The following is a 22,447-nucleotide window of genomic DNA, read 5'->3' on the forward strand; positions in this document are numbered from 1 at the left end:
GTCGATAGCGTGCACCAACCGTCGACTGCGCCCCCGGGGCCCGGAGGTACCCGAGGTGCTGGGAGGACCACCATGACGGCAACGACGACGTCCGACACGGCGACGACGGACATCAAGGCTCCGACGCTCGGCCGCGCCGCCCAGGCGGACAAGGCAACCGAGCTCCTGCAGACCCTGTGCGCCATGCCCGCCGGACACCCGTCCCGGGACGCGCTGCGCGACAAGGCGATCGAGGCGTGGCTGCCTCTTGCCCGCCACCTGGCGCTGCGCTTCTCCGGCCGTGGCGAGCCGATGGACGACCTGGAGCAGACCGCCACGATCGGACTGATCAAGGCGCTCGACAAGTTCGACCCGGAGCGCGGTGTCGACTTCGCCGGCTACGCGATCCCGACCATCATCGGCGAGATCAAGCGCTACTTCCGCGACCGGACCTGGGACGTGCGGGTCCCGCGCCGGCTCCAGGAGCTGCGGCTGTCCATCTCCGAGGCGAACAGCTCGCTCGTGCAGTCGCTGGGCCGCTCCCCGACGGTCGCGGACATCGCCGCGCACCTGAAGGTGACGGAGGAGGAGGTCCTGGAGGGCCTCGAGGGCGCCCGCGCCTACACGGCCACCTCGCTCTCACTGCCGGCCACCGCGGACGGCTCGACCGAGCTGGGCGACACGCTCGGCGGCGTCGACCGTGAGTTCGAGCTGGCCGAGCTGCGCGTCGCGCTGGGCCCGGCGCTTGCGACGCTCGACGAGCGGGAGCAGAAGATCCTGACGCTCCGCTTCTACGGCAACCTCACCCAGTCGCAGATCGCCGACCAGATCGGCGTCTCGCAGATGCACGTCTCCCGCCTGCTGACCAGGGCGCTGACCAAGCTCCGCGGCCACTTCGGCCCCGACGGCTGCTGAACAGGCAACACCTTCGGACCGCGTGCCGGCCAGGTTCCCCCGTGCCTGGCCGGCACGCCTGTATCCGCGGCACGTCCCACCGGCCCTCCGGAAAGCGCGATTGCGGCCCCTCATCAGCGGGTAACGCGGTGCGGGTGTCATAGACTGCTGTCCCGCACGCGAACGAAAGAGGACCACCGGTGATGATGTCCACCTCCACACAGCCGGTTCGCATCCTCGTGGTCGACGACGACCCGGGCGACGTGCTGATGATCGAGGAGGCGCTGGAGGCGTCCGGCAACCCCAAGCACGTCGACGTGGTCGGCGACGGGCAGGAGGCGCTGCAGTTCCTGCGCCGCGAGGGCAAGCACGCGGAGGCGGCCCGCCCCGACCTGATCCTGCTCGACTTGAACATGCCTCGCGTTGACGGCCGGCAGGTCCTGGCCGAGGTCAAGTCGGACGAGCGGCTGCGGCTGATCCCGATCGTGGTGCTCACCACGTCCAAGGCGGACACGGACATCCTGTCCAGCTACACGCTCCAGGCCAACGCCTACGTGACGAAGCCGATAGACCTGGACGAGTTCGAGAACGTGGTCCGCAACATCGAGGAGTTCTTCGGCCAGATCGTCGTACTTCCCAAGCAGTCCTGGTCCTAAGATCATCTTCCCGCTCCCGCGGTGGTCCGGCCCGCACGCTCCCGCGGGCAAACCGGAGCGCCGGGCTCCGCTGGCGCTCCGCACGTCGCTCCGGAGCCGGTCCCGCCGGCTCAGGACACCAGTTCCTTGACGGCCCCGCTGAACGCCTCCTGGTGCCGGGCGACGTCGTCGAGCGTGGTGTCTGGGCACATCAGTGCCGCGGTGCGCCCCGGCGTCAGCAGCACGCCCCGATTCGCCAGGTAGACGTAGAGGTAGTCCTCCAGCTTGGGGTCGGCCGCGGCGGCGGACCGGGAGCCGTTGCGCGGCGCCGGTGAGACGAACCGGTACTCCACGCGCGCGCCGAGCTGGCACACCGACCAGGTCAGGCCGTTCCGGTCCAGCACCAGGCGGACGCCGGCCGCGAACGCGCGGGCCATCGAGATCATGTGCGTGAACGCGTCGTCGGTGAGCACTGACGTGAGCGTCGCCCGGGTCGCGGCCATCGACAGCGCGTCGCCGCCCGCGCCGGACAGGTCCAGACCGGGCCGGGTGGCGAGCGCGTCGGCCAGCTCCGAGGTGATGCCGAACGCGGCGGACGGCACTCCCCCGCCGATCGCCTTCCCGATCGTCACCACGTCCGGCTGTAGCTCCCAGGCCCGGGTCGCGCCGCCCGGCCCCTCGCAGAACGTGTACGTCTCGTCGTTGACCAGGTAGGTCCCGTGCCGCTGGGTCAGCTCGCGGACCCTGGCCAGGTAGCCGATCTCCGGCGTGACCAGGCCGGCGCCGGTCAGCACCGGCTCCATCAGCACCGCCGCCACGTCGTCGTGCGCAAGCGCCCGCGCCAGGCCGTCCACGTCGTTGAACTCCACCACCCGGGTTCCGGCCCGGTCACGCGGCCGCCCGTCCTCGCCACGGCTGTGTGCGTGCACCACAATCACCTGCCGTCCGGTGACCGCGCGCAGCAGCCGGGCGGCCCACCGGTTCGCGTCCGCAGCGGTGAGCGCGAAGCCCCACAGCGGCAGCCCGAAGCGCCGGGCCAGCTCCGCACCGACCGCCTCCGCGTCCTCGGCGTTCTCGGCGTTCTCGGCGTTCTCGGTGGGCAGCATCATGCCCAGTCCGGCGCGGCGCAGGGCCTCGGCCACCGGCGCGGGCGAGTGGCCGGCCATCGCGGCCGTGTCGCCGAGGCAGAAGTCAGTGAGGTCGTGGCCGTCAAGGTCGGTGACGTGCGCGCCATGCGCGCCGCTGAGGTGAAGCGGCGTCCTGTGCATCGCCGGAGCCCGGCCGAGGAGGTGCCGGGCGCGCGCCTGGGCGGCGACGGAACGCGGATTGCGGTCGGCGTAGGTGGCGTGCTCCCGGGCCAGCAGGGTGGCAAGACGACCGCGATCGATCATGGCAGCCCTCCGGCTCGGGCCTTTCAAGATAACGTTTTCCGGGGTCCCCCGGAAGATAGATTGGCATACTTCCCAGGGCCCTCACCCCGTAAAGTCACAGGTCAATCACGCACCGCAGCATCGGGGGATCGTAGATGTCACGACGCCTGCAGGTCGCGGTCCTGGCGGTGCTGAGCGCGGTGGCGCTGGCCTGCGAGGGCGAGGCCGGCAGCGCTCCCGGCGAGCCGAACGAGCCGCCGCGCGACGACCTGCCCGGCTCGATGGCCGCGCTCGGCGACTCGATTACCGCCGGCTACGGCACCTGCGGCCCGCCCCTGTCCTGCCTGCGGAACTCCTGGTCCACAGGCTTCGACGACGACGTGAACAGCCACTACCGGCGCATCCGTACGGGCAACGCGGCGATGACCGACAACGCGCACAACTTCGCGGAGCCGGGCGCGCGCGCCGCCGACCTGCGCGGCCAGGCGGACGAGGCGGTCGGCGTGAACGCGGCGTACGTGACAGTCCTGATCGGTGCGAACGACGCCTGCCGCCCCAGCCTGGAGGCGATGACACCGGTCGCGGACTTCAGGAAGCAGGTCGATGCCGCGCTGGGCCGCCTCAAGGACGGCCTGCCGGACGCGGAGGTGCTCGTCGCGAGCGTGCCGGACGTCTACCGGCTGTGGGAGACCGGGCACACGGACGAGCGCGCGGTCGCGGCCTGGAACCACGGCATCTGCCCGAGCATGCTGGCGAACCCGGCCTCGGTGGCGGACGCGGACCGGGACCGCCGCCGCGCGGTGGACACCCGGATCGAGGACTACAACCGCGAGCTGCGCCGGGCCTGCCGCGCGTACGGCGAGCGCTGCCGGGATGACGAGGGCGCCGTGCACCGTGTCCGGTTCACGCTCGACCTCGTCAACCACCTCGACTTCTTCCACCCGAACGTCGCAGGTCAGGCCGCGATCGCGGAGAAGACCTACCCCTACTGAGCGGCGAGCGCCCGCGGCGGCGTGTCCCGGTAGATCTCCACCGCGCGCTTGGCAAGCGAGGTGGTGGCGCTCGAGTTCGCCCAGGTGCCGAGCACGACCGCGGCGCCGGGCACGACCTTCGCGACCATCCGCTTCGCCGCCCGCACGCCGGCCATCTGCGCCAGCCGCAGGCCGAGCCGCAGCATCACGCCGGCCATCGGCGTGCCGCCCGCGCGGGCGAAGAGCGCGCTTGCCCGTTCCCGGCCCGCGGCCACGCCGAGCGCGGTCCGGGCGGTCTCCGCGGCCTTGTGCACCTTCTGCAGGACCAGCAGGTCGGTGGCCCGGTCCGGGTGGGTCGGGTCGATGCCGTACGCGGCCGCGATGTGAAGCACCATCCGCGCCTGGGTCCAGGCGAGCACGCCCACGTCGACCACGGCGCCGGGCAGCCCGGCCGCGCCGGAGACCGCGCCGGAGAGCCGCGCGTGGGTGCGGAACCGCTTCGTGGCGCGCTCGGCGAGCACGTCGGCCGGCAGCCCCGGCTGGGCCGCGCGGGACCGTTCCGCCCAGTCGCGCGCCTGCGGGCCGAGCCGGCGCACCGCCTCAAGGGCGAGGTGCTCCGGTGCGTACTGCGGATCGCTCTTCATCCGGTCCCACAGTTTGCCGGGCGGGGTGGCGATCGTCTCGTCCTCGACGATCGGGTCGTCGTCATCGGCGGCGGCTGAGGCGGCGGAAAACCCATCCGGCGGTACGGTCACGTGTGCGCTCCGGGAGACGTTCTGGGGTGGTGGGATGTCACAGGATGCCGGTCAGCGTCGCTTGCCGGACAGCCGGGTCAGCAGCCCGCGCAGCTTCTGCTGGGTCTGCGGCTTGGCGAGTTCCCGCTGCACGCGCTGGGTGGCGCTGCGGCCGGCGGGCGAGCGCAGGAATTTCTGAATACGGTCGACGATGCGTGCCATGTCGGTGCCTCCTCGATAAGGATTTCAACTGTGATACCCCCGCGCCACATCACCACACCCATGCGAGGCCGAGCTGTGCCCCGACCGCAACACACAGCACCACGATCGTGACCCGCCCGGCCGGCATCGGCGCGACAAGCGCGGTCACGCCGAGCACGAGCAGCGCCTCCTGTGGAGACAACGGCAGGCCGAGCGCGACGGCCAGCCCGAAAAGCAGCGGCGGCGACGGGAGCAGCAGCACGGAGATCCATCGGCGGTGGAGCACACCGAGGAACAGGACCGCCAGGAACACCGGGGTACGCAGCACCGCCTCTCCCAGTTCCCGCCACGGGTGCGCGGCCAGCCCCGCCAGGCCGCCGGTGATCACATTCGGCCCCCACCGGCCGTCCAGCCCCTGGTAGAACGTGCCGGCGAACCGCCACTCCAGGAACGACCAGCCGGCCAGCGCGGTCGCGGCGGGAAACACGATCACCAGCATGCTCGCCCGGATCAGCCCGGGCTCCACCTCCGCGCCGCCGAAGCCGCGCAGCCGGATGATGAGGGCGCAGGACACGGCCAGCATGATCGTGAACAGCACGGCCGAAAGATCGCACATCACTGCCGCGCCCATGGCCAGCCCGCAGGCGAATCCGCCGCCGGTGTCGCCGTCCGCCACGAACCGCACCATCCCGGCCAGCCCCATGCTGAGCAGTGCCACCACCGCGAACCCGGCGAAGTCGCTTACCGCGAGCACGCCGAACGCGGGCAGCGCGCCGAGGCCGGCCAGCAGCACGCCGGCCAGCCAGACCGGCAGGCTCTTGGTCAGACGCTCGGCGAGCACACCGAGCACCACGCCGGCCAGCAGTGCGCCTGCCACACCGAGCCCCCGGGTGCCGAACGGCGTCAGCCCGGCCACGGCCGCGGGCAGCGGCGGGAAGAGCCGGCTTGCGAAGCTCAGATCGTCGGAGCCCCACCTGATGTAGGAGCCGATCCGGTCGGTCTCCGCGTTCGCCGTGACGTCCCCGTTGTAGAGCAGTGCGAGCGTGACGAACGGCGCGCTGAAGGCCAGCCAGACCATCCACCCGCGGGTCGCACCGGTCCGCCGCGTGGTCTTCTTCGACTTCTCCGTCTTGATCCGCTGCGGCCGCCCGGTGATCGTCGACGGTGTCAGCGGTGGCCACTCAGGTCTGAACGGCGCCGTCTGCGGTGTGCGTGTGTCCCGCGACGGTACTGAGGCCATGGGTGGTCTTCTCCCAGTAGTGCGGTCGGGTGATCAGCTGCCAGAGCGCCTTGTAGGCGGAGATCGAGTGCATCAGCCAGTAGAGCGGGTTCACCAGACCCCAGGCGACGAGCCGGTACCGCCGCCGTTTGAACGCGCCCATCATCGACACGTAGATCATCAGTGCGTTGCCGATCAGCAGGTTCGCCAGGCCGCTCCAGAGCACCCAGCCGGGGAAGTACGGCGACAGCGCGCCCGGTGGCAGCAGCAGCGAGACCGCGAACAGCGCATACAGCGGCGGCACGCACAGGAACGTCAGCGGGGTGCCGCCGACAAGCAGCGCGAACCCGAACGCGGACCGGACCCCGATCATCCGCAGCAGCGTGACCGGATGCCGCAGGTGGACAAGCGTGGTCTGCAGGTACCCCTTGATCCACCGCGACCGCTGCCGGATGAAGTTGCCGTACGCCCGGTTCGCCTCCTCGAACGTGGTCGAGTTGATCACGCTGACCGTCCGCCCGAGCGCCGCCGCCCGGATCCCGATGTCCGCGTCCTCGGTGACGTTGAACGGGTCCCAGCCGCCGAGCTGGCGCAGCGCGTCCGTACGGAAGTGGTTGGACGTGCCGCCGAGCGGGATCGGCATCCTGCTGGCGTCCAGGCCGGGCAGCATGTAGTCGAACCAGAACGAGTACTCGAGCGTGAACATCCGGGTGAGCGCGTTCTCCTCCGCGTTCCAGTAGTTCAGCGCCGCCTGCACGCAGGCCAGGCTGCGACCACCCCTGCGGAACGCGACAACTGCCTTCTTCAACTGGTCCGGGTCCGGCTTGTCCTCCGCGTCGTAGATGACCAAGAACTCGCCCTTCGCCAGGAACAGCCCGACGTTGCACGCCTTCGGCTTGGTCTGCGGCTGGCCGGCCGGCACTGTCACGAACGCGATCGTCTGTGGTGGCCGGGCCGCCTTCGCCGCGTCCCTGGTCTCGTCGTCCTCCTCCTCAAGCAGCAGCAGGATCTGCAGCTTGGCGGGCGGATAGTCGAGCGCGCCGAGGTTCGCGACCAGGTCTCCGACCACGTTCGCCTCTCGGTAAACCGGGACCAGCACGGTGTAGACCGGCAGGTCCACGTCGCGCAGCGCGGCCACGTCCGCGCCGGTGACCGTCTCGTACCGCTCGAACCGGGCGCCCGACAGGCAGATGGCGAACTTGAACATCACGCTAAGCAGGAACGCGGCGCCGACGGTGGCGGAGAGCGCGACGAGCACCTGACGCGGGAAGAGGATGGAGAGCACCACAAGCACGACGAGCACGATCCCGAAGAACCAGCGCTGCCCCCGGCTGAGCACGGTGCGCGCGGACCGGTTCTCGTCGCGGCGCCACAGGCCGAGGCTCGCCTCCTCAAGCACCAGGCCACGGAAGCCGCGCATCACCGCCACGTCGATGTCCAGACCGGTGACGGCCGTGAACCGGATCCTCGCACCGCCGAGCCGCCGGGAGACCTCGGCACGCCGCCGCTCCGTGGGCGCCTCCGCGGTGGCGACGAGCACCGAGCCGTCGTCGTGCCGGCGCACCGGGAACCAGGCCGCGGTGACCAGCTCAGTCGGTTCCAGGCCGGAGAGCAACTGCTCGTCCACCGGGTACGCGTCCAGGTCCTCCAGGTACGGGATGTTCCAGCCCCGGGCCAGCACGCGGTAGATGTCCAGCCGCCGGACCACGCCGGAGGTGATCAGAATCGTCTCCAGGCGGGCACCGGTACGGATCCGGGTGCGCACCGCGTCGGACATCTGCTGCCGGGTGAGCAGGCCCGCGTCCACAAGCAGGTCGCCGACCGCGACCGCCACACCCGCCGCCTGCGTCGTCACCCCCACACGATATGACGGAAATTTACCGATTAAACGGTAAATCAGGTGGTGACTGCGGAATTGGCCAGAAGCTCGGACACCGCGCCCGCGTCCATCGGCTTGGCGAAGTGGAAACCCTGCGCATTGACGCACCCCAGCCCGGCCAGCTCCGCGGCCTGACCTGAGGACTCGACGCCCTCCGCCACCGTCTCCAGATGCATCATCTCGCTCAGGCGCAGCACGGTCTCGGCCACCACCGCGCCCTCCGGCGTACCGTCCAGCTTCGCCACGAACGACCTGTCGATCTTCAGGATGTCGACCGGCAGCGCGGTCAGGTACCGCAGCGTGGAGTAGCCGGTGCCGAAGTCGTCGAGCGCGATCCGGATCCCACGGTCGTGAAGCGTCCGCAGCTCCGCGACCGCGACCGGATCCTCCACCCGCACGCTCTCGGTGACCTCCACGATCAGGTCCCCGTAGGGCAGCCCGGCCGCGTCGAGCACCGCGAACACGCGCTCGGCCAGCCCCGGCTCCAGCTGGCGCGGCGACACGTTCACCGCCAGGTGCAGCGCGTGCCCGGCCGCCTGCCACGCCGCGACCTGCCGACAGGCCTGCTCCAGCACCCATGCGCCGATCTGCCGGATCGCGCCGGTCTCCTCGGCCAGCGGGATGAACGACAGCGGCGGGATCTGCCCGCGCTCCGGGTGCTCCCAGCGGACCAGCGCCTCCACCCCCACGATCCGGCCGTCCGGCAGCGTCGCGATGGGCTGGTAGTGCACGCGCAGTTGACCGGCCTCGACCGCGTCGCCCAGCTCGAACGCCAGCGCCTCCACCTCCGGGTCGACGCCGTCCTTCCCGGCCCGCTTCGCCCGGTACATCGCCTCGTCGGCCAACCGCAGCAGCGTGTCCGCGTCGTGCACGCCCGGACCGGTCACCGCGACGCCGATCGCGGCCCGCACCTGCACCACCACGTCGCCGATCAGGATCGGCAACTCCATCTCCTGGCGCAGCCGCCGCACCACGGACTGCGCGTTCTCCGCCGTGCCGATGTCGTGCAGCACCACAGCGAACTCGTCGCCGCCAAGCCGGCCGACCACGTCCGCACCGAGCACGGCCCGGCGCAACATCCCTGCGAACTCGACGAGCATCCGGTCGCCGGCTGCGTGCCCCAGCCCGTCGTTTACCTGCTTGAACCCGTTCAGGTCGGCAAGCAGCACCGCTGTCGACTGCCCGGAGCGCTGCCCACGGGCCAGCGCGCGGCCGAGCGCGTCGTGCAGCCGGGAGCGGTTCGCCAGGCCGGTCAGACCGTCAGTGATAGCCAGCTCGTGGTTCTCCCGCAACGTGGCGACCTGCCGCAGCACCACGATGCCGACCAGCAGCAGGGCGCCGAGCACCAGCCCGGTCCACGGGTAGATCTCGCCCTCCCGCAGCGTGGCCACCACGAGCAACGCCAGGCCTGCCGCGATGCCGAGATAGGGCAGGCGGCTGAACGCAAGCGAGGCCGGCCCCGGAACCTGGGACGCTCCCCCGGTGCGGGACGCCTCGAACGCGGCGGTCGCGATCAGCGTGTGCGCGGCCATCCAGCAGAAGAACATCCACTGCACCACTGCCGGTCCGGTCGGATGCGCCGCCAGGTACCCCAGATAGGTGTTGCCGACGATCTCCAGCAGCAACGCGGCCCCGAGCAGCGCCATCGGCAGCCGCATCGTCGCGTCCACGCCGCGCACGAGCACGAGCGTCACCCCGAAGAGCAGAACAAGATCACCGATGGGGTACGTGAGCGCGAACGCCAGCCCGTCCCGCCCGAGCGACGCGCCGGCCGCCAGCGCGGGGCCGGTCACCAGGTACCACATCGACATCGCGCCGCCGACCACCACAGCGCTCACGTCAAGCGCTGTCTTCCGGTGCGCGAGCTGCCCGGAGGCCCGCCGCGGCATGGACAGCAACCCGGTCAGCATCAGCGGCAGGAACACGCCGAGCCGCACCCAGTGACCCGGCACCGGAAACCTGTTCGCATCAGGGACCGCGGCGAAGAGGACCGAGGCGGTGCACAGCGCGGCGAACGCGCAGGCGAAGATCCACCACGCACGCCGGGTGCCGTCCGCCAGCCCGGGACGGCGCGCGGCCCGCACCGCGAACGCGACCGCAAGCAGGTCCGCGGCGAGCATCGCGGCCTCCGGGACCACCACCAGCCGGATCTCAGCCGGCAGTGGGGCGGCAAGCATCAGCACACCGGCCGAGGACACCAGGGTCCCCGTCACACCGTAGAACGCCGCCGTAGACCGTCGCATCGACTCTCCCGCCGTACCGCCTTCTCCTCCGATCCCCCATCGGCGGCCCGGGCCCGAAGATGAGGTGGCTGCCGTACACGCCGCGTGGCGAATTTGAGAGAATTTCGCGGGGAACGCCCGGTGGCGCGGGAATGAGGCGTTATGCCGGCGCGTTGGCCGAGTCGGCTTGTTCTTATCCAGGAGGGGGAGTCCGGTGCTCGATCCGGAGGGGCTCTACACGCTCACCGACGATCTGCCGACGCTCGAGGATCTCGACGAGCCGGTGCTGGTCCACGCGATGACGGGCTTCGTGGACGCGGGCAGCGCCACCCAGCTCGCGGTGGACCACCTGCTCACGACGCTTGACAGCACCGTGCTCGCGACGTTCGACCTCGATCAGCTGATGGACTACCGCTCCCGGCGGCCCACCATGATCTTCGACCGCGACCACTGGGTCAGCTACGACGCGCCGTCGCTCGCGCTGCACCTGGTGCACGACGAGGTCTCCGCGCCGTTCCTGCTGCTCACCGGCCCCGAGCCGGACCTCCAGTGGGAGCGGTACATCGCCGCGGTGACCCAGCTCATCGAGCGGTTCCGCGTCCGGCTCACCATCGGGCTGAACGCGATCCCGATGGCGGTCCCGCACACCCGCCCGACAAGCGTCACCGGCCACGCCACCCGGCCCGCGCTCCTCGGCGACCAGGAGTCGTTCATGCAGAAGGTGCAGGTGCCGGCGAGCATCGGCAACCTTCTCGAATTCCGGCTCGGCGAACAGGGCAAGGACGCCATGGGGTACGCCGTGCACGTGCCGCACTACCTGGCGCAGACCGAGTACCCGGCCGCCGCCGAGACGCTGCTGAGCTCCGTATCGCACTCGACCGGCCTGCTGCTGACCCTTGACGGCCTGCGCGCCTCCGCGGCTGAGGTCCGCGCCGAGGTGGACCGCCAGATCGCCGACGACGAACAGGGCACGAACCTGGTCGGCGCGCTGGAGCAGCAGTACGACGCGTTCGTGCGCGGCCGCGCCTCCAACAGCCTGCTGGCCAGCCCGGCCGTGGAGCTGCCGACCGCGGACGAGCTCGGCGCGGAGCTGGAGCGGTTCCTCGCGGAACAGTCCCGCAAAGACGAGTAGAACGGGGCCGTGCCATCCGTGGCACGGCCCCGCTTTTCTTACCCCAACCCTGCGGTGAAGTCCGATATCACGTGGTGAATGTGAAACTGGCCTTCTCGCTGGTTCCGCCCGGCGTGGTGACCAGCACGTCGTAGGTGCCGGCGGCCTTTGCCGGGAAGGTGACCTTCAGCTGCGTGCCGGAGACCTTGGTGAACGTGGTGCGCGTTCCGCCGAGCGTGACAGCGGAGGCGTCGGTCAGTCCCGTACCGGTGAGGGTGATCGTGATGGTCTTCTTCTGCGGCGCGGAGGTCGCGCTCAGCGTGCTGATCACCGGCTTGGCCGGCGCGACGTAGCTGAACGTCACCGGGTCGCTGGTCCCGCCCGGCGTGGTCACCCGCAGCTCGTAATCGCCTGCCGTCTTGACCGGGAACGTGGCCTTGACCTGCGTCGCGGAGACCTTGGTGAAGGTCAGCTTCTGGCTGCCGAGCGTGAGCGCGGTGGCGTCGGCAAGTGCCGTCCCGTCAAGCGTGATCTGCGTGGCCTTGTACGTCAGCCCGGTCGTGGCCGGCGCGCTGAGCACCGGCTTCGCGGGCGGGGTGTAGCTGACCGTGACAGTCGCGGCGCCGCCGGCCGTGGTGATGGTCAGCGGGACGTCACCGGCCGGGCGGGCCGGCAGCGACACCGTGATCTTCGTGTCCGTGACCGTGCCGCTGACGGTCTTCCCGCCCAGTGACATCGTGGCCTTCAGCAGGTTCGTACCGGTGATCGTCAGCGGTGTCGCCTTGAACGTGGACGCGGTGGACGTCGACGTCGCCGTGACTGCGGGCGCGTTCGGCGGCACGTAGGTAAGCGTGACCGGAGTGCTGACGCCGTACGACGTGGTGACCTTGACCGGGTAGGCGCCGGCCACCTGCGCCGGCGCGGCGAACGTCAGCGACGCGCCGCCCGCCGCCGCCTTGTAGGACACCGTGCGGGTCCCGACCGTGACCGAGCGGACGCCGGTCAGGTCCGCGCCGGTAAGCGTGATCGTGGTGCCGCCGTAGACCACTGTGGACAACGGCGACAGCGCGCTCACGGACGGCCCGCTCGGCGTGTACGCGAACGTCGTGCCGGTCCCGGCCGCGCTCGTCCCCGCGCCGTTGGTGACAGTGACGTTCACCGTGGAGCCGGACGCCCCGGCCGGCGCGGTCGCGACAAGCTTCGTGACGCCGCCGGACGTGCTCGCCGTGAACTGCGCGGACGTGGCACCGAACCGCACAGCGGTCGCGGTGGACAGGCCCGAGCCGGTGATGGTGACCGCGGTGCCGCCGGACGCCGGGCCGGACTTGGCGGACAGCGACGCAACGGACGGCGTCAGCTCCACCTGGCTCGCCGGCGTGCTGATCCCGCTGACCGTGTACGCGCCGTTCACCGCGGTCTGCACGAACGACCAGGACAGGTGCGCGTCGCCGCTGTTGCCCCAGCCGGTGCCCCACGAGTTACGGATGATCACACCGGTGGCGTCGTAGCCCATCAGCGCGACCATGTGGCCGCCCAGACTCGTACCACTCGTGGTGGTGTAGTTAGTGTGGCTCCTGAGGTTCATGAAGTCCTGGTAGACCGGGAAACCGATCGCGACCGGCTGGCCGGAGGCGAGTGCCTCCTTCACCGCGGTCTGCGCGTTCGCGCCCTGGTTCGCGCCGACCCACAGCCGCTGCCAGCCGCTCACCTTGTACTTCTTGGCGTTCTCGATCTCGTCCGCGGTCGGCGGGGTCTGCCACCCGGTGGTGCCCTGGAAGTAGTGCTCCTGGGTGTCCACGCCGCCGGCCGACGCGACGGTGAGCGCGTTGTCCGGGTTCGTGCCCGCGCTCGGCGCGCCACCGGACGCGACCGTGCGCATGTAGAGGTAGAGCGGCGCGTAGGGCGCGCCGACCCCGGCCTGACGCTTCGCGTAGTAACCCATGATCTGGTATGCGATCGACCACGACACGCACGAGCCGACCTGGCCCTGGTCGCCCGGGGACGGGGCGTAGGACCGCAGATCGACGCTCACCGGCAGGTCCGCGGTCGCATGCGCACCCCTGACCTTCTGCAGAATCGGACTCTGGACGTAACCACCGACCGCGTGCGGGAGCCTTGAAACAGGGGCTGCCGCGGCCGCCGGCACCGGGACCGCCGCGACGCCGAGCGCCACGGTGAGCAGTGCGGCGCCGCGGGACAGCAGTCCTCTACGGGTAAAACGCATACCGGCTCCTTCCGGGGAGACCTGCCACACCGAAGACGGCTCGGGGACCGGACTGGCCGCACAGTCGGCCCCCACGGGTGCCGGCTGAGGGTTTTTCCGGTGCGAGCCGTTGCTCAGGTACCAGGCCGCAACGCCGATACAACCTGCCGAGCGCGGCATCCCCCGCCGCGCCGGTGGTGACGTGGAGGATCCGACCATGGCCGGGAACGAGGCCGGAGCGGCAAGCGAGAGCAGTGCGGGCAGCGCCCGGCTCAACCTGATCGGCGCGGCGCTCGTACTGGCCCTGCTGTTCACCGGCGGGTTCGTCTGGCAGCGGCACGCGGCGTCACTGCCCGCGCCGGTCGCGGCCTGGCAGCGCGGCACCGTGTCGGTGACGCAGCACTCGTCCGGCACGGCCCGGCTGGAGATCGCCGGGATGACCCCGGGCACGGACGACGAGCACTGCGCGACGGTGCACTACGCCGGCGACCCGGGTGTCTCGGTACGGCTCTACGGCGCGAACCTCGTCGACGCGGCGGCCGGGCAGGTGCGCCTGCGGATCGTCGCCGGCAGCGGCCCGTCGTGCGCCGCGTTCGGCGAGGAGAGCACTGTCTACGACGGCACGGTCGCGGACTTCGCGGCCCGGTCCACCGCCTACCGCACCGGCGTCGGCACCTGGCAGCCCGGCGGCGGCGAGCAGTCACACCCGTACGGCTTCACCTACCGGGTCGCCACCACGACCCCGCAGGCCACGGCCGTCGACTTCGTCTGGGAGGCCCGCTCCGGTGACCCGCGCTGAACCCCTGACCGGCGTACGGTACGCCGCCGGCGCGGTCGCCGCCGCCGTGCTCTACCAGATCGCGGTGCTCTTCCTCCCCGCCACGTTCGCCCAGGCCGGACTCTGTGCCGCGCTGGCCGGCGGGCTCATCACCTACACGCTTGCCGCGATGCGCCGCCGGTCCGGGCGCCGCTGGCTGTGGGCGGTCGGCGCGATCGGCCTTGCCCTGTGGCTCGGCTCGAACCTGCTGATGCTTGCCGGCCTGCTCGCCGGCCACGAGCTGGTCCCGGTCGCCGTCGTCGCGCTGCCCACGATGATGACGTTCGTCTGCGCGTTCGGCGCGCTGCTGATGCTGCCGACCGCGCCCGCCGGCTGGGCCGGCAAACTGCGGATGACGCTCGACGGCGTGCAGATCAGCACCGCGCTGCTGATGCCCGGCTGGATCCTCGCGGTCGAGCCGGCGCTTCACGACACCGGGGCGTTCGCCGCGTCAGGCCGGTCGGTGGTGACAATCGCGTACACCATCGGCTCGCTCGCGGTGCTCGCCGTGGCGCTGCTGCTCTTCTCCGGCGCGCAGGGACAGCCCGCGCTCGGCCTGTTCAGCGGTGCGCTGTCGCTTGCCGCCTGCTACAACCTGGCCGCGACGTACCTGGAGATCAACACGGCGGTGGACGTCGACCGTACGCTGGCCGGGCTGCTGGTCCTGGTGGTGCTGCTGATCGCCGGCACACCCGGGCTGCCGCTGGCCACCGGCGGCGACACGGCCTGGTCGCCGCGCACGATCGTCGGCGGCTGGGTCATGCCCTACCTGCCCGCGATCGCCGGCCTGACCATCAGCCTCGCGCACGTGCTCGGCACCGGCATCATCGACCTGGTCGTGGTCGTGCTGACCACGCTCATGATCGGCGCGATCCTGGCCCGTCAGGCGCTGACACTGTGGATGACGTCCCGCCTCACCGCCGAACTCACCGAGCAGCGGCAACGCCTCGCCCACCAGGCCGCACACGACCCACTGACCGGGCTCGCGAACCGCTCGGTCTTCGCGGAACGGCTGGCGGCCGCGCTCACGCCCGGATCCGGGTACACGCCCGCGCTGCTCATGGTCGACCTGGACGGGTTCAAGAACGTCAACGACACGCTCGGCCACGGCGCTGGCGACACGCTGCTTGTCGCTGTCTCCGAGCGGCTGTGCGCGCTCACCCGGGCCGGCGACACGGTGGCCCGGCTCGGCGGCGACGAATTCGCGCTGCTCATCATGGAATCCTCGGCGGAGGAGGCGGCCGGGCTGGCCGGCCGCCTGCTCGCGGCGCTTACCCGCCCGGTCCGGACTGACGGCGGCGACGCCTCGGTCGGTGCCAGCATCGGCATCACGCTCGGTGACGGCTACGCGGACGACCCCGGGCGCATGCTCCGCGACGCTGACCTCGCGCTCTACGCCGCCAAGGCGGACGGCAAGGGCCGGTACCGGTTCGCCGACGCGGCGCTCATCGCGGAGTCGCTCAACCGCATGGAGCTCGACGGTGAGCTGCGCAGCGCGCTGGCCCGCGGTGAACTGCGGATCCACTACCAGCCGGTGGTGGACCTCGACACCGGGCGGGTCACCGGCGCGGAGGCGCTGCTGCGCTGGCAGCACCCGCAGCGCGGACTGCTCCCGCCCGCGATGTTCCTGCCGGCGGCGGAGGCGAACGGGCTGCTGCCGGAGATCGACAGGTGGGTGCTGCACCAGGCCAGCCGGCAGGCGCTCGAATGGCAGGGCGAGAACGGGTTCTCGGTAAGCGTAAACGTCAGCGCGGGACACGTGCTGGCCGGGCGGCTTGTGCACGACGTACGCCAGGCACTGTTCGACTCCGGGCTGCCCGCGAGCCGGCTGATCCTCGAGCTGACGGAGACGTCGCTGCTCTACGACCTCGACGGCGCGGCGGTGACGCTCACCGAACTGGCGGACATGGGGGTACGTGTCGCCCTCGACGACTTCGGCACCGGCTACGCCTCCCTCAGCTACCTCCAGAACCTGCCGATCCACGCGATCAAGATCGACCGGTCGTTCGTACAGCGGCTCGGCGACGACTCCACGAGCTCCGCGGTCACGCAGGCGCTTGTCAACCTGGCGGAGACGCTCGGGATCTCGCAGATCGCGGAGGGTGTGGAGACGCCGGACCAGCTTGACCGGCTGCGCGGCCTGCAGTGCGCCTTCGGCCAGGGCTTCTTCTTCTCCAGCCCGCTGCCGCCGGAGGAACTGACCAAGGTCCTGGCCGACGACCGCGCCACCACCAGCCCCACCTGACCCGGCCCCCACGACGTAGGTGGCCAGGCTCCCTCTGGCCGATCGGCGGGCTGAGTCGCCGATGGAGACGCGGGTCCGGCCGCTCTCAATCCGTCACGGGGGCGTCGCCGCGGGTCGAAAATGTCGTACCCGTCGATTAGTATGTGTGTACGAAAGACGCCACCCCACCAGGGAGGATCTTCAACCGTGCCCACACTTGAGACTGATCTCACGCCGTACGCGACGATGCTGTCGTTCACCCGCTACGTCGGCCGCACCGGGCCCAGGAAGGCCTCGTTCGTCAGCGGGCTCCGGCGGGCGCGGCAGGCGAAGTCGGGGTTCAACCCGCACGGGCAGCTTGTGAAGGCGCTCAAGGCGGACATCCAGTTCCGGACGCCGGGAACGCACCTCGAGGCGGTGGTGCAGGCGGTCAAGCCCCGATGGCGTCCGCTGTACGAGGCGTCCACCACCGGGGCGGCCCGCTACCTGGAGTCACTTGGCGATCTGGACAAGCTGTGGCTCGCGCAGACGCATGACGCGCTCGCGGTGATCGGCGGTCTGCCAGTCAAGATCAACCCCCACCTCGGGCTGCGGTACGAGGGGGGCCGCGCCGAAGCGGTCCGCCTGCACTTCGACGAGACGCCGCCGAGTGACGAGACAGTTGTCGCGACGCTGCACCTGATGGCCGCCTACATGGACCAGATACTGCCGCACGCGGAGCCGGTCCTTGTCGACGTGCGTCGCGGGGACGTGTTCCGGGCGGGTGCGGCGACGAAGCCGGCCGACATCGACCGCTGGCTGACAGGCGAGGCCGCGGCGTTCGCGGCGATGTGGTCGACGGCGTCGTAACCTACGCACCACCAAGACCGCGACTCACGCACCGCCGACGTCACGACCCACGCACCGCCGACGTCACGACCCACGCACCGCCGACGTCACGACCCACGCACCGCTGACGTCGTGACCCGCACCGCTGACGTCGTGACCCACGCACCGCCGACGTCGTGACCCCCGCGTCGCAGGCGGTGCGACCCCCGCGTCGCAGGCGGTGTGACCCACGCACCGCCTGCGGCGCGGCATACGGTCACAGGCGATGCGGCCTACGCGCCACCGGCGATGCGCCCCGGCGCCGATGACGGAGCGGCGTCGCGGTTCGACGCCGGATCCATCGGAGCGAAGCGGCGGCCCGTTCACCACGGGCCGCCGCTTCTCCATGCCCGCGAAGGCCACCGGCGCAACGCGCCCGAAATGCGGCATTTCCGACCCGTAAGCGACGTTCCGGCTTAGGGTGCGAGGCGGGAAGCGCTCAGGTGCCGTTCGGTTGCGTCGATCGGGTGCCGTGCAGGACAGGCAGCGATAGCCGCGAGATCGTGGCAGGTCATGAGCTCGGGGGAACCGTGATGCGCAGCAGGACCGTCAGCGGTGGACGTGCGGTCGCGTGCCTGATGATGCTTGTGGCGGCCGTGTGCTGTCCGCAGGGCGCGCAGGCGGCCGGGCCGGCGAAGCAGAGCAACGTCGCGGCCGACCTGGCGTTCGTCCGCGACGGGAACGTGTTCGTGACCCGCGGCGGCGTGGAGCGGCAGCTCACCAGGGACGGCGGCGCCGCACGGCCGCGGTGGGCGCCGGACGGCAGGCGGATCGCCTACCTGGTCAAGAACCGCCTCTGGGTGATGAACGCGGACGGCTCCGCGCCACGCCGGCTCAGCGGATACGCCTCGGGCGGCGCGGACTGGTCGCCGGACGGCCGCTGGCTGGCGTTCATGGCGCCGGGCTGCGTGGGCGGCCCGGCGGTCTACCGGATCGACGGGGCGGCCAAGAGCCCGAAGCCCGAGGTGCTGTTCCCGGCGGAGTGCAAGGGCCAGCCGCTGCCGGTGGAGAAGCCGGCGCCGGCGCGGGGCACGCTTGCGGAGCGGATCGCGCAGGACAACGCGGTGTCGTGGGCGCCGGACGGGAAGCGGATCGCGTTCCGCGGCGGCCAGTGCGAGGCGATCTACGACGCGTGCCTGACCGTGGGCACGATCGCCGGCGCCGTGGAGGAGGACTTCGCCTCGTTCGGCGGTGGCGGGCAGCGGGACGGGTTCGCGGCCGTGCCGGCGTGGCGGCCGGACGGCATGCGCCTGAGCTGGACCGCGTCGCTGGAGGGCGGGGCGCTACAACTTGTCGAGTATGACCTGTCCGCCGGGACGAAGCGGACGCTCGGCGTGCCTGGCGACCGGGAGCTGAGCTATCTCACGACACGGACCGCGTTCCTGACCGGCGAGCGGGACGGCCGGTCGTGGGTCTTCCGGCTGGACACCGGCGGCAACGTGCGCGTGCCGGTGAGCAAGGGGTCGCAGCCGGACCCCCGCCCCTTGAAAAGCTGACATAGAAGAAACAAAATATCTCCGGAGCCGTTCGGGCCCGTCGTGCGGGAGGCAGGGCAAGCCTTCCACCACCAGCGGCGGGAGCGTCGCCACGCTGCCTCATTCGCAGCGAGCCCGTTCGGAGCTGAACCATGTCCCCCAGAACACGTCTCTTCGCGACCGCCGCCACCCTGTGCGCGGTCGCCCTCACCCTGCTCATGATCCGGCCCGCACCGGCCGGAGCGCTGGCGGCCGACCCGGTGCGCATCATGGCGCTCGGCGACTCGATCACCGGCTCGCCCGGCTGCTGGCGCGCGTTGCTCTGGCAGAAGTTGCAGGCGGCCGGATACACAAACACCGATTTCGTGGGTACGCTGCCGGCGCAGGGCTGCGGCTTCGTCTACGACGGTGAGAACGAGGGCCACGGCGGCTACCTGGCCACGAACATCGCGAACCAGTCGCTGCTCCCGGGCTGGCTCGCCGCCACCGATCCGGACGTCGTGATCATGCATCTGGGCACGAACGACGTCTGGAGCAACATCGCGCCGGCCACGATCCTGGCGGCGTTCAGCACGCTCGTGGACCAGATGCGTGCCAGCAACCCCGCCATGCGCATCCTGGTCGCGCAGATCATCCCGGTCGACCCGCCGAGCTGCACCGAGTGCGCGGCGCGGACCGTGGCGTTCAACGCGGCGATCCCGGCGTGGGCCGCGTCCCGGACGACAGCGGCCTCGCCGGTCACCGTGGTCGACCAGTGGACCGGGTTCGTGCCGGCCACTGACACCAGCGACGGCGTGCATCCGAACGCGGCCGGCGACGTCAAGATCGCCAACCGGTGGTATCCCCCGCTAGTCCAGGCGCTGACCGGTACCCAGCCGACCCCGACGCCGACCGGGACCGGCAGCCCTGCGCCCACGCCGACGCCGACGCCCGCGGCCGGATGCACCGCCTCCTACCGGGTGACAGGTCAGTGGCAGGGCGGCTTCCAGGGCGAGTTGACGGTGGCGAACTCCGGCGTCACGGCCAGCCGCTCGTGGACCGCGCGGTTCACGTTCGGCGCCGGGCAGCAGGTGGCCCAGTCCTGGGGCGGCGTGGTCACCCAGTCGGGTGCGGACGTCTCGGTCGGCAACGCGGCCTGGAACGGCGTGCTGCCGCCGGGTGGGAATGCCACGGTCGGGTTCATCGGGTCGTGGACGGGGAGTAATCCGACAACTACCGCCACCTGCACTTTCGGATAAACAACTACAAAACACCACCAAACCCGAAAGGGGGTACGGCGGGAGCTGCGCTTCTGTCGTACCCCCTGGGTATTGTCTGGGGTCTGATGAGTATCGAGACGAACACTGATCTTGACGCAACGCTCCACCTCACGGGGCTTGCGGACCAGACGGGGCTTGCGGACCACACGGGTCTTGCCGACCAGCTGGGGCTTGCCGACCAGCTGGGTGTGCTTGACGACCAGATCACCGGCCTGGCCGAGCAGATCAACGCGCTGCCGCACGGCCGGGTGCGGACGTTCCATCCCCGGCGGGGGCGGATGAGTCCGAAGCACCACGACGCGATGGAGCGCCTCTGGGAGAGCCACGGCGTCGACGTGCCGCTCGACCCGGCCGACGCGCTGCCGCTCGACCTGGCCGCGCTGTTCGGCCGCGAGGCGCCGGTCGTGCTGGAGATCGGGTCCGGCATGGGCGAGGCGACAGTGGCGATGGCCGCGGCCGACCCGGGGCGCGACTACCTGGCGGTCGAGGTGCACACGCCCGGCGTGGGCAATCTGCTGGCGATGAGCGAGCGCCGCGGGCTGACCAACGTGCGGGTGGCGCTCGGCGACGCGGTCACGCTCGTCGGGCACCAGCTGGCGCCCGCCTCGCTCGACGCGATCCACGTCTTCTTCCCGGACCCGTGGCCCAAGGCGCGGCACCACAAGCGCCGGCTGATCCAGCCCGCACACCTCGGGCTGCTCCGCTCCCGGCTGCGCCCGGGCGGCACGCTGCACTGCGCCACCGACTGGGCGGATTACGCACAGTCCATGATGGAGAGCCTTACCGCGGAACCGGGCCTGACGAACGGCTTCGACCGTTATGCGCCACGGCCCGAGCACCGGCCGATGACCAAGTTCGAGCGCCGGGGCGTCACCGCGCATCGCCGCATCTACGACATGATCTTCTACCGCTCCGCCACCGATGAGGAGCAGCAACAGTTGTAGATAGATCACCTCCTCTTGTCGCGCGATTTTCACCGGGCGTAAGCTGCGCAGGCCACGGTGCTCGGGAAGCCGGTGTAAATCCGGCGTGGTCCTCGCCACTGTGACCGGGAAGTGCCCGTTCCACCCTCGCCACCGGACCTTCGGGTCTGGGAAGGCAGGAACGGGCGTGTTGATCCGGGAGCCAGGAGACCGGCCGTGGCGCCGCATCACATCGCCACGAGGCATGGACGAGAGGATCAACAATCATGCCGTCTGCCAGTTCCGCTCCCACCGCCGCGGTCGCCCCGATCAGGGTCCCGCTGCTCGCCTGGCTGCTCGCGGCCGTCGCGCTCATCGTGTTCTACCTGCTTCTCCAGGAGAACGGGCTGGTCACCACCGGCCAGGTCGCGGCGTACCTGCACGAGTTCACCCACGACGGCCGGCACGCGCTCGGCGTCCCCTGCCACTGAGCGCGGGGCACTCCGACATGACCACGCCCATAGTGTCCTCACCGACGCTCGGCGGCATCCTCCGGCGTGGCGCCCTCGCGGGCGTCGCCGGCGGGGTGGCTGCCTCCCTCGTCGCGTTCTTCGTGGTCGAGCCGGTCATCGAACGCGCGCTCGCCGTCGAGGAGGCCCGCACCGCAGCCGAGCCCGCCGAACCCGAGCTGGTCGGCCGGACCATGCAGGTGATCGGCGGCATGGTCGCCGCGATCGCTGTCGCGGTCTGCCTCGCGCTTGTGCTCGCCGTGGTGTTCGCGAAGGTGCGGCACCGGCTGCCCGGCCGGACCGACTTCGGCCGGGCCACGCTGCTCGCGTTCCTCGGCTTCGTCGCGTTCGCACTGGTACCGGCGCTGAAGTACCCGGCGAACCCGCCCGCGGTCGGCGACCCGGACACGGTGGACGCCCGCACCGCGCAGTACCTGTCACTGATCGCGGCCGCCGCGGCGATCGCCTGGCTTGCCGTGCTGGTCCGTCAGGTGCTGCTGGCCCGCGGGCAGTCCGGGCCGGTCGCGGTGACCGGCGGCGTGCTGACCGGCCTCGTCGGCTACGCGCTGATCCTGGTCATCTGGCCGGCCGCCACCGGAGAGATCCCGGCGGACGTGTCACCGCAGCTGATCTGGGACTTCCGGGTCGCGTCGCTTGCCGAGCTGGCCGCGATGTGGGCGGCCATCGGCGCGACGCTTGGCCTGCTGCTCACGCCGCGCCCGGCGAGAACCGTCCGCGACGTGGAGGCGACCGCTTCCGCGTGAGGCAACGCTCGATCGGGGTGCTCCGGTGTTCTCGCCGGAGCACCCCGTTCGCTGTGCGGACCGCGCGCGCGGACCTCCCCACCTGATCGCCGCGCGCCCCGATCAGGCCGGAACACGTCGAGCGTGTGCCGGGACAACCGCCCGCACGCCCAACCGGCCTGAACCTGGTGAGCGCGGGTGCCCGGGACAACCGCCCGCACTCCCCGACCGGC

At 71.2% G+C, this 22,447-nt stretch carries 19 protein-coding genes and 1 riboswitch; of the genes, 12 read left to right on the forward strand and 7 right to left on the reverse strand.

The window, feature by feature from the left end; translation table 11 throughout:
- Window positions 1-72 precede the first annotated feature (72 nt).
- Window positions 73-894: a SigB/SigF/SigG family RNA polymerase sigma factor gene (locus ACIA8K_RS05455; RefSeq protein ID WP_396055244.1), complete on the forward strand. Its 822-nt coding sequence runs from the start codon at window positions 73-75 to the stop codon at window positions 892-894.
- Window positions 895-1,076: 182 nt separating this feature from the next.
- The gene (locus ACIA8K_RS05460; RefSeq protein WP_396055658.1) at window positions 1,077-1,529 is read left to right on the forward strand and encodes a response regulator; all 453 of its coding nucleotides are present in this window, start codon (window positions 1,077-1,079) and stop codon (window positions 1,527-1,529) included.
- Between the two features lie 110 nt (window positions 1,530-1,639).
- Here ACIA8K_RS05460 and ACIA8K_RS05465 read toward each other — a convergent pair whose 3' ends face one another.
- A complete protein-coding gene (locus ACIA8K_RS05465; RefSeq protein WP_396055246.1) occupies window positions 1,640-2,899 on the reverse strand; it encodes an aminotransferase class III-fold pyridoxal phosphate-dependent enzyme in 1,260 nt (419 codons plus the stop codon).
- A gap of 134 nt (window positions 2,900-3,033) precedes the next feature.
- On the opposite strand from ACIA8K_RS05465, the gene ACIA8K_RS05470 reads away from it, so the two are divergent.
- Window positions 3,034-3,870, forward strand: coding sequence for a GDSL-type esterase/lipase family protein (locus ACIA8K_RS05470; protein WP_396055248.1), 837 nt, complete (start codon window positions 3,034-3,036; stop codon window positions 3,868-3,870).
- Here the strand turns inward: ACIA8K_RS05470 and ACIA8K_RS05475 are convergent.
- From ACIA8K_RS05475 to ACIA8K_RS05495, 5 genes are all read right to left on the reverse strand, one after another.
- Window positions 3,864-4,544: an EcsC family protein gene (locus tag ACIA8K_RS05475; RefSeq protein WP_396055659.1), complete on the reverse strand. Its 681-nt coding sequence runs from the start codon at window positions 4,542-4,544 to the stop codon at window positions 3,864-3,866. The two genes, ACIA8K_RS05470 and ACIA8K_RS05475, sit on opposite strands and share 7 nt — an antisense overlap.
- A 111-nt stretch (window positions 4,545-4,655) precedes the next feature.
- Window positions 4,656-4,805, reverse strand: coding sequence for a hypothetical protein (locus tag ACIA8K_RS05480; RefSeq protein WP_396055250.1), 150 nt, complete (start codon window positions 4,803-4,805; stop codon window positions 4,656-4,658).
- 49 nt (window positions 4,806-4,854) lie between these two features.
- Window positions 4,855-6,024, reverse strand: coding sequence for a hypothetical protein (locus tag ACIA8K_RS05485; protein WP_396055252.1), 1,170 nt, complete (start codon window positions 6,022-6,024; stop codon window positions 4,855-4,857).
- The gene (locus tag ACIA8K_RS05490) at window positions 5,966-7,858 is read right to left on the reverse strand and encodes a glycosyltransferase (RefSeq protein WP_396055254.1); all 1,893 of its coding nucleotides are present in this window, start codon (window positions 7,856-7,858) and stop codon (window positions 5,966-5,968) included. Before ACIA8K_RS05490 ends, ACIA8K_RS05485 begins: the two co-directional genes overlap by 59 nt.
- Before the next feature lie 41 nt (window positions 7,859-7,899).
- Entirely contained in the window at window positions 7,900-10,125 is a 2,226-nt protein-coding gene (locus tag ACIA8K_RS05495) for a putative bifunctional diguanylate cyclase/phosphodiesterase (protein WP_396055256.1), read from the reverse strand.
- Window positions 10,126-10,318: 193 nt separating this feature from the next.
- Here ACIA8K_RS05495 and ACIA8K_RS05500 point away from each other — a divergent pair, with 193 nt between their 5' ends.
- Window positions 10,319-11,236, forward strand: a complete 918-nt coding sequence (locus ACIA8K_RS05500) for a proteasome assembly chaperone family protein (RefSeq protein WP_396055258.1) — start codon at window positions 10,319-10,321, stop codon at window positions 11,234-11,236.
- Between the two features lie 67 nt (window positions 11,237-11,303).
- Here ACIA8K_RS05500 and ACIA8K_RS05505 read toward each other — a convergent pair whose 3' ends face one another.
- A complete protein-coding gene (locus ACIA8K_RS05505; RefSeq protein ID WP_396055260.1) occupies window positions 11,304-13,439 on the reverse strand; it encodes an IPT/TIG domain-containing protein in 2,136 nt (711 codons plus the stop codon).
- Window positions 13,440-13,635: 196 nt separating this feature from the next.
- On the opposite strand from ACIA8K_RS05505, the gene ACIA8K_RS05510 reads away from it, so the two are divergent.
- The 8 genes from ACIA8K_RS05510 to ACIA8K_RS05545 all read left to right on the forward strand — a co-directional run bounded on the left by ACIA8K_RS05510 (window position 13,636) and on the right by ACIA8K_RS05545 (window position 22,235).
- The gene (locus tag ACIA8K_RS05510; RefSeq protein WP_396055262.1) at window positions 13,636-14,217 is read left to right on the forward strand and encodes a hypothetical protein; all 582 of its coding nucleotides are present in this window, start codon (window positions 13,636-13,638) and stop codon (window positions 14,215-14,217) included.
- A complete protein-coding gene (locus ACIA8K_RS05515; RefSeq protein WP_396055264.1) occupies window positions 14,204-16,480 on the forward strand; it encodes a putative bifunctional diguanylate cyclase/phosphodiesterase in 2,277 nt (758 codons plus the stop codon). The genes ACIA8K_RS05510 and ACIA8K_RS05515 overlap by 14 nt, the downstream gene beginning before the upstream one ends.
- Window positions 16,481-16,621: 141 nt before the next feature.
- Window positions 16,622-17,308 (forward strand): hypothetical protein, encoded by a 687-nt coding sequence (locus ACIA8K_RS05520; protein ID WP_396055266.1) that lies wholly within the window; start codon window positions 16,622-16,624, stop codon window positions 17,306-17,308.
- A 551-nt stretch (window positions 17,309-17,859) separates the two neighbouring features.
- A complete protein-coding gene (locus ACIA8K_RS05525) occupies window positions 17,860-18,822 on the forward strand; it encodes a hypothetical protein (protein WP_396055268.1) in 963 nt (320 codons plus the stop codon).
- A 131-nt stretch (window positions 18,823-18,953) separates the two neighbouring features.
- Window positions 18,954-20,039: a cellulose binding domain-containing protein gene (locus ACIA8K_RS05530; protein WP_396055270.1), complete on the forward strand. Its 1,086-nt coding sequence runs from the start codon at window positions 18,954-18,956 to the stop codon at window positions 20,037-20,039.
- A 299-nt stretch (window positions 20,040-20,338) separates the two neighbouring features.
- A complete protein-coding gene (trmB, locus tag ACIA8K_RS05535; RefSeq protein WP_396055660.1) occupies window positions 20,339-21,004 on the forward strand; it encodes a tRNA (guanosine(46)-N7)-methyltransferase TrmB in 666 nt (221 codons plus the stop codon).
- Window positions 21,005-21,042: 38 nt separating this feature from the next.
- A riboswitch (cobalamin riboswitch) is annotated at window positions 21,043-21,217 on the forward strand.
- Window positions 21,218-21,249: 32 nt separating this feature from the next.
- Window positions 21,250-21,453 carry a CbtB-domain containing protein gene (locus ACIA8K_RS05540; protein WP_396055272.1) on the forward strand — a complete coding sequence of 68 codons (204 nt, stop codon included), beginning with the start codon at window positions 21,250-21,252 and terminating at the stop codon, window positions 21,451-21,453.
- A gap of 17 nt (window positions 21,454-21,470) precedes the next feature.
- Complete coding sequence (locus tag ACIA8K_RS05545) at window positions 21,471-22,235, forward strand: CbtA family protein (RefSeq protein ID WP_396055274.1); 765 nt, start codon at window positions 21,471-21,473, stop codon at window positions 22,233-22,235.
- Window positions 22,236-22,447: the final 212 nt, after the last annotated feature.

The organism is Catenuloplanes sp. NPDC051500, from assembly GCF_044454585.1.
In the GTDB taxonomy this organism is placed as follows: Bacteria; Actinomycetota; Actinomycetes; order Mycobacteriales; family Micromonosporaceae; genus Catenuloplanes.

Bases quoted from the DNA above. Each gene is read 5' to 3' on its own strand.
- ACIA8K_RS05455 (WP_396055244.1), top strand. From the start codon at position 73: ATGACGGCAACGACGACGTCCGACACGGCGACGACGGACATCAAGGCT.
- ACIA8K_RS05460 (WP_396055658.1), top strand. From the start codon at position 1,077: ATGATGTCCACCTCCACACAGCCGGTTCGCATCCTCGTGGTCGACGAC.
- ACIA8K_RS05465 (WP_396055246.1), bottom strand. From the start codon at position 2,899: ATGATCGATCGCGGTCGTCTTGCCACCCTGCTGGCCCGGGAGCACGCC.
- ACIA8K_RS05470 (WP_396055248.1), top strand. From the start codon at position 3,034: ATGTCACGACGCCTGCAGGTCGCGGTCCTGGCGGTGCTGAGCGCGGTG.
- ACIA8K_RS05480 (WP_396055250.1), bottom strand. From the start codon at position 4,805: ATGGCACGCATCGTCGACCGTATTCAGAAATTCCTGCGCTCGCCCGCC.
- ACIA8K_RS05485 (WP_396055252.1), bottom strand. From the start codon at position 6,024: ATGGCCTCAGTACCGTCGCGGGACACACGCACACCGCAGACGGCGCCG.
- ACIA8K_RS05495 (WP_396055256.1), bottom strand. From the start codon at position 10,125: ATGCGACGGTCTACGGCGGCGTTCTACGGTGTGACGGGGACCCTGGTG.
- ACIA8K_RS05505 (WP_396055260.1), bottom strand. From the start codon at position 13,439: ATGCGTTTTACCCGTAGAGGACTGCTGTCCCGCGGCGCCGCACTGCTC.
- ACIA8K_RS05510 (WP_396055262.1), top strand. From the start codon at position 13,636: ATGGCCGGGAACGAGGCCGGAGCGGCAAGCGAGAGCAGTGCGGGCAGC.
- ACIA8K_RS05520 (WP_396055266.1), top strand. From the start codon at position 16,622: ATGTGTGTACGAAAGACGCCACCCCACCAGGGAGGATCTTCAACCGTG.
- ACIA8K_RS05525 (WP_396055268.1), top strand. From the start codon at position 17,860: ATGCGCAGCAGGACCGTCAGCGGTGGACGTGCGGTCGCGTGCCTGATG.
- ACIA8K_RS05530 (WP_396055270.1), top strand. From the start codon at position 18,954: ATGTCCCCCAGAACACGTCTCTTCGCGACCGCCGCCACCCTGTGCGCG.
- trmB (WP_396055660.1), top strand. From the start codon at position 20,339: ATGAGTCCGAAGCACCACGACGCGATGGAGCGCCTCTGGGAGAGCCAC.
- ACIA8K_RS05540 (WP_396055272.1), top strand. From the start codon at position 21,250: ATGCCGTCTGCCAGTTCCGCTCCCACCGCCGCGGTCGCCCCGATCAGG.
- ACIA8K_RS05545 (WP_396055274.1), top strand. From the start codon at position 21,471: ATGACCACGCCCATAGTGTCCTCACCGACGCTCGGCGGCATCCTCCGG.